This window comes from uncultured Frigoribacterium sp. (assembly GCF_963515265.1).
Taxonomy (GTDB): Bacteria; Actinomycetota; Actinomycetes; order Actinomycetales; family Microbacteriaceae; genus Frigoribacterium.
The window spans coordinates 1-4245 of record NZ_CAUPYL010000210.1 but is presented as its reverse complement, the minus strand read 5'-3'; the positions used below and the strand labels follow the sequence as shown (position 1 = coordinate 4245).

The 4245-nt window shown below is 75.2% G+C and carries 6 protein-coding genes; 5 read left to right on the top strand and 1 reads right to left on the bottom strand.

All coding sequences use genetic code 11. The features are described from left to right. Positions 1-127 precede the first annotated feature (127 nt). A complete protein-coding gene (locus RWM17_RS12695) occupies positions 128-1363 on the bottom strand; it encodes a PQQ-dependent sugar dehydrogenase (RefSeq protein WP_314104201.1) in 1236 nt (411 codons plus the stop codon). 190 nt (positions 1364-1553) lie between these two features. On the opposite strand from RWM17_RS12695, the gene RWM17_RS12690 reads away from it, so the two are divergent. From RWM17_RS12690 to RWM17_RS12670, 5 genes are all read left to right on the top strand, one after another. Then, a complete protein-coding gene (locus RWM17_RS12690; protein WP_194614018.1) occupies positions 1554-1877 on the top strand; it encodes a DUF6507 family protein in 324 nt (107 codons plus the stop codon). Continuing rightward, on the top strand, positions 1874-3070 hold the full coding sequence (locus RWM17_RS12685) for a hypothetical protein (protein WP_314104199.1): 1197 nt from the start codon (positions 1874-1876) through the stop codon (positions 3068-3070). Before RWM17_RS12690 ends, RWM17_RS12685 begins: the two co-directional genes overlap by 4 nt. Further along, positions 3067-3369, top strand: a complete 303-nt coding sequence (locus RWM17_RS12680) for a hypothetical protein (protein WP_314104197.1) — start codon at positions 3067-3069, stop codon at positions 3367-3369. The genes RWM17_RS12685 and RWM17_RS12680 overlap by 4 nt, the downstream gene beginning before the upstream one ends. After that, positions 3366-3821, top strand: coding sequence for a hypothetical protein (locus tag RWM17_RS12675; protein ID WP_314104196.1), 456 nt, complete (start codon positions 3366-3368; stop codon positions 3819-3821). Before RWM17_RS12680 ends, RWM17_RS12675 begins: the two co-directional genes overlap by 4 nt. After that, the coding region (locus RWM17_RS12670; protein ID WP_314104194.1) for a hypothetical protein at positions 3821-4245 on the top strand (425 nt) is incomplete at its 3' end. The genes RWM17_RS12675 and RWM17_RS12670, both read left to right, overlap by 1 nt.

The window sequence follows — 4245 nt, the reverse complement described above, 5'->3', positions numbered from 1 at the left end:
CGCAAGGGGCGGCCGACCAGCAGCTGCCGCGCTGGGCGGCGGCCGCGGCGGCGGCCCCGACCGGAGCGCAGGCGGCGCGGGTCTACCCCTGCAGGACCTGGCGCCGCGCGGCGCCGCGCCGCGCCCGTCAGCCGACCGGCTGCAGCGGCACGCTGACGATGCGGTCGTCGCCCTGCCGGGCGTCGCCGCGGCCGTCGGTGTTGTTCGTCAGCAGCCAGAGGGTGCCGTCCGGTCCGGGCAGCACGTCGCGGATCCGCCCGAGCGACTCGTCGCCCGAGAACCGCTCGGTCGAGGTCGCCTCGCCGGCCTCGGGCACCTGGATCTCGAAGAGCGTCTCGCCGCCGAGACCCGCCAGGAACAAGGTCGACCCGACGGCCGTGAGGCCGCTCGGGCTCGCCTGGTCGGTGCGCCACTGCAGCACCGGCTCGAGGAACCGGCCCGACGACCCGGACGACCCCGACGAGCTCCGGCCCTCGACCTCGGGCCAGCCGTAGTTCGCGCCCGGGGCGAGGGAGTTCAGCTCGTCCCAGGTGTCCTGGCCGAACTCGGCGACCCAGCCGCCGCCCCACGCGTCCCACGCGATGCCCTGCGGGTTGCGGTGGCCGAGGCTCCACACGGGCGACCCGGGCATCGGGTTGTCGCTCGGCACGGCGCCGGTCGGCGAGATCCGCAGCACCTTGCCGCCGAGCGAGGTCTCGTCCTGCGACGCGGTGTCGTCGGAGGCGTCGCCGGTGGTCGCCCAGAGCATGCCGTCGGGGCCGAAGGCGATGCGGCCGCCGTCGTGGTTGCGGGCGGCGGGGATGCCGGTGAAGACGTCCTCGACGGGGCCGAGTCCGTACGAGCCGGGCTCGCCCGTGAGGGGCGCGCGCACGATGCGGTTGTCGTCGGCGGTCGTCAGGTAGGCGTAGAGGTAGGAGGGCGACCCCGCGAGCACGGCGAGCCCCAGCAGGCCCGACTCGCCCTGGTGCACGACGCCGTCGAGGGTCGCGACGTCGCGGACCGACCCGTCGCCGGTCAGCTCGACGACGCGGCCGCTGTCGCGGAGGCTGATGAGCGATGACCCGGTGTCGAGCCGCACGACCGACCAGGGGGCCTCGAGGCCGGTGACCACGTCGGTCGGCTCGGCCCCGTCGGCGACGCGGACCGCCGCGGTGTCCGTGGTCGGCGCGACCGGACCGGGACCGGGCGTCGTCTCGACGGGTGCGGCGGCGTCGCTCGCCGAGCTGGACGACGACGTGCCCGGGGACGCGCCGTCGCCTCCGGTGCAGCCCGCGAGCAGGAGGGCGAGGGAGGTCGTCACGGCAGCGGCGACCACGGCGCGCGTGCGCCGGACGGGCCGGGGTCGGGGCCGGTCTCGTGTCATGGGTGCACCTCCTCGTGCTCCAATCAGACACGAGGAGGAGCGGGCCGGGCGACGGGTGCGGCGCATCGTTGCACGACCGTGACGAGTCCGTCACCCGACCGTGACGAACGTGCGAGCGGCAGTGGCGTCGCGGAGACAGATGGGTACACTGGGCAGTCGTTCAGGTGCAGGACTCACGGGGGAGCGGGACATGCCCATAGACGGTTGGCGGATCGACCCTGCGACGGCGCGTGCCGCCGTGGCCGGGGCACGGACAGAGGCAGAGGGGTTCGGGCAGCTCGAGGTCGGCCTCGTGGGTGCGCTGCAGTCGGCGTCGACGGCGACGTCCGGCAAGGCGCCGTCCACGACGTCGTCGCTCGAGCGCATCCTCACGGACCCGTTCGAGCTCGACCTGGCCGCGGTCGCGCAGCGCTTGTCCGCGGCGGTCGAGGCGACGGAGGCGGCGATCGCGGCGTACGAGGCGGGCGACGCCGAGATGGGCACCCGCAGCGACGGGGCGGTGGAGCCGCGATGACCGCCTTCGAGGAGCTGCGCGAGCTGCCCGACCCGGGCACGCTCCAGGCGGCCGCGACGTCGCTGACGACCTTCGGCTCGGACGTCGTGTCGGCCGTCGACGCCGCGAGCCGCTCGTGGGCAGGGCTCGGCGGCGGCGACGTCTACGAGACCCCCGAGCGCGAGACGGTCCTGCAGGCGATGCAGAAGCCCGCGACGATCGCGGCGATGATCGAGCAGAACGCCGGCACGGCCGCCGCGGCGCTCGACGCCTACGCGGGCGACCTGCAGCGGCTCGCCACCCGCAGGGCGGCCCTCGTCGAGGACGTCGCGGCGCACGCGGCGACGCCCGCCCCCGTCGAGGACCCCGACGACCCGGCCGGGCACGAGGCCGACGTCCGGGCCGCCGAGGCCGCCACGGAGGACCTCGCCGAGCGCGTGCGCCGGTTCAACGTCGACGCCGACGCCGCCGACCAGGACTGCGCCGACGCGCTGAACGTGCTCGACAAGTACTCCGACACGGTCGTCGCGCGGTTCCACGACCTCACGTCGGACGGACTCGGCGGCGTGCTGACGGGTGGTCTGATGGCCACGACCGAGGAGGCCCTGTCGCGCTGGCGCCGAATCGCCATCGTGCCGGCGGACGCCGTCCCGACGATCATGACGGTGCCGGCCCCGGACGACTTCGTCAACGGCAAGCCCGTCTGGCGCAGCCCCGGGTCGTCCCTGCTCCTGCCCAGGCCTCCGGCGCCGCCTCCGCTGGAGGTGGGTCCCGGCGTCCGGCCGCACGACCTCTTCGTCGGCGACGCGAAGGTCAGCCCCGGTGCCATCCCCACGGCGGCCAAGTGGGGCGGCCGTGCGCTCGGAGCTGCCGGCTTCGTGCTGACCCTCGGCGCAGCCGGCTACGAGGAGTACGTCGCCGACCAGCGCGACCACCCGGAGTGGACGACGTCGCAGCGCGCCGAGAGCATCACGACGGCGACCGTCATCAAGGGCGGAGCGGGCGTGGCGACCGGGTTCGCCGGCGCGGCCGCCGGCGCCGCCCTCGGGACGCTGATCTTCCCCGGCGTGGGCACGGCCATCGGGGCGATCGTGGGCGGCGGGCTCGCGAGCGGCTTCGGCGCCGAGCCGCTCGGCGACGTGCTCACGGGATGGTATGAAGGCAGTGCGGCCGAGGACGCCGTCCACGACGTCTGGGAGGACCTCTTCGGATGATCATCGCAGCAGTGGTGGGACTCGGCATGATCGTGCTCGGCGGATCGGCCCAGCTCGGGCTCTGGCGGTCGTGGACCCGACGCCAGCCGCCGAGCTTCGTGCTGCCGTGGTGGTACCTCGGCGTCGGCGTGCTCATGGCGCTGCTCTTCGGCCTCACGGCCGACACGTCGGCCGCCGTGGCCCTCGGGTCGCTCGGCGTCGCGCTGGTCGCCCTCGTCTTCTTCGTCGGCCTGCTCGTGTTCGGCGTCCCGCGCCTCCTGCTGCCTCGCTGGTACCGGGCGAGCCGGGGTCTCTCGTGAGCGAGTCGCGCGTGGTCGCCACGCCCGACGTGCTCGTGCCCGTGCCCGACGGCTGGGTCGTGGTCGACGACGCGCCCGAGGCGGTCGTCCTGGCGTGGCCGGAGCGTCCCGACGACAGCTTCCGACCGAACGTGGTGGTCACCCGCCGCCCCTCCGACGAGCCCGTGCCCGCCGCGTCGGCCGACGTGGTCGCGGCGACGCTCGGCCTGCAGCGCGACGCCCAGGTGCTGGCCGTCGAGCCGCTCCACGACGGCGCCGTGCCGAGCCGCCTGGTCACGTACGGCTACGACTCCGACTCCGCGTACGTGTGCGTGCAGCAGTGGGTGTTCGCGACGGGCGCGACGCACGTGCACGTGACCGCGAGCTGTTCGATCGACGAGATGCTGCTCGTCCACCCGCACTTCTCCGAGCTCGTCCGCGGGCTCGACTTCTCGCCGGGAGGCGCCCCGTGATGCCCCAGCTCGACGTCGCCGCCTCCGCGAAGGTCGGCCAGGACCTCGAGTCGCTCGAGCGGGTGCCGCTGCACCAGCCTCGACCGACGTCGCGGTGGTCGGTCAGCGACGAGGCGCTGCAGCACCTCTGGTCGATCCGCGAACGCGGCCTCGTGGCCAAGGCGAAGCGGACGTCCGAGGCCGGGCGTGAGCTCCGCTCGGCGGGGCTCACCACCGCCCTCGGCGCCCTGACCGCCGACGGGGCCACCGTCGCCCGGTGCATCGGCGCCCCCGTCGCCACCTTCGGCGTCGAGGCCCGTCACGCGGGGCGCACGAGCACCTGGGGCTACTGGGCCGACCGCGAGATCGGGGTCGTGCAGGCGAGGGCGTCCGTGGCCGAGCTGCTCGAGGGCCCGGCCGTGGCCGCGCCGGCGCAGGACGCGCC

Excerpts from the sequence above, each read along its gene's own strand:
- RWM17_RS12695 (WP_314104201.1), bottom strand. The coding sequence starts at position 1,363 with ATGACACGAGACCGGCCCCGACCCCGGCCCGTCCGGCGCACGCGCGCC.
- RWM17_RS12690 (WP_194614018.1), top strand. The coding sequence starts at position 1,554 with ATGCCCATAGACGGTTGGCGGATCGACCCTGCGACGGCGCGTGCCGCC.
- RWM17_RS12685 (WP_314104199.1), top strand. The coding sequence starts at position 1,874 with ATGACCGCCTTCGAGGAGCTGCGCGAGCTGCCCGACCCGGGCACGCTC.
- RWM17_RS12680 (WP_314104197.1), top strand. The coding sequence starts at position 3,067 with ATGATCATCGCAGCAGTGGTGGGACTCGGCATGATCGTGCTCGGCGGA.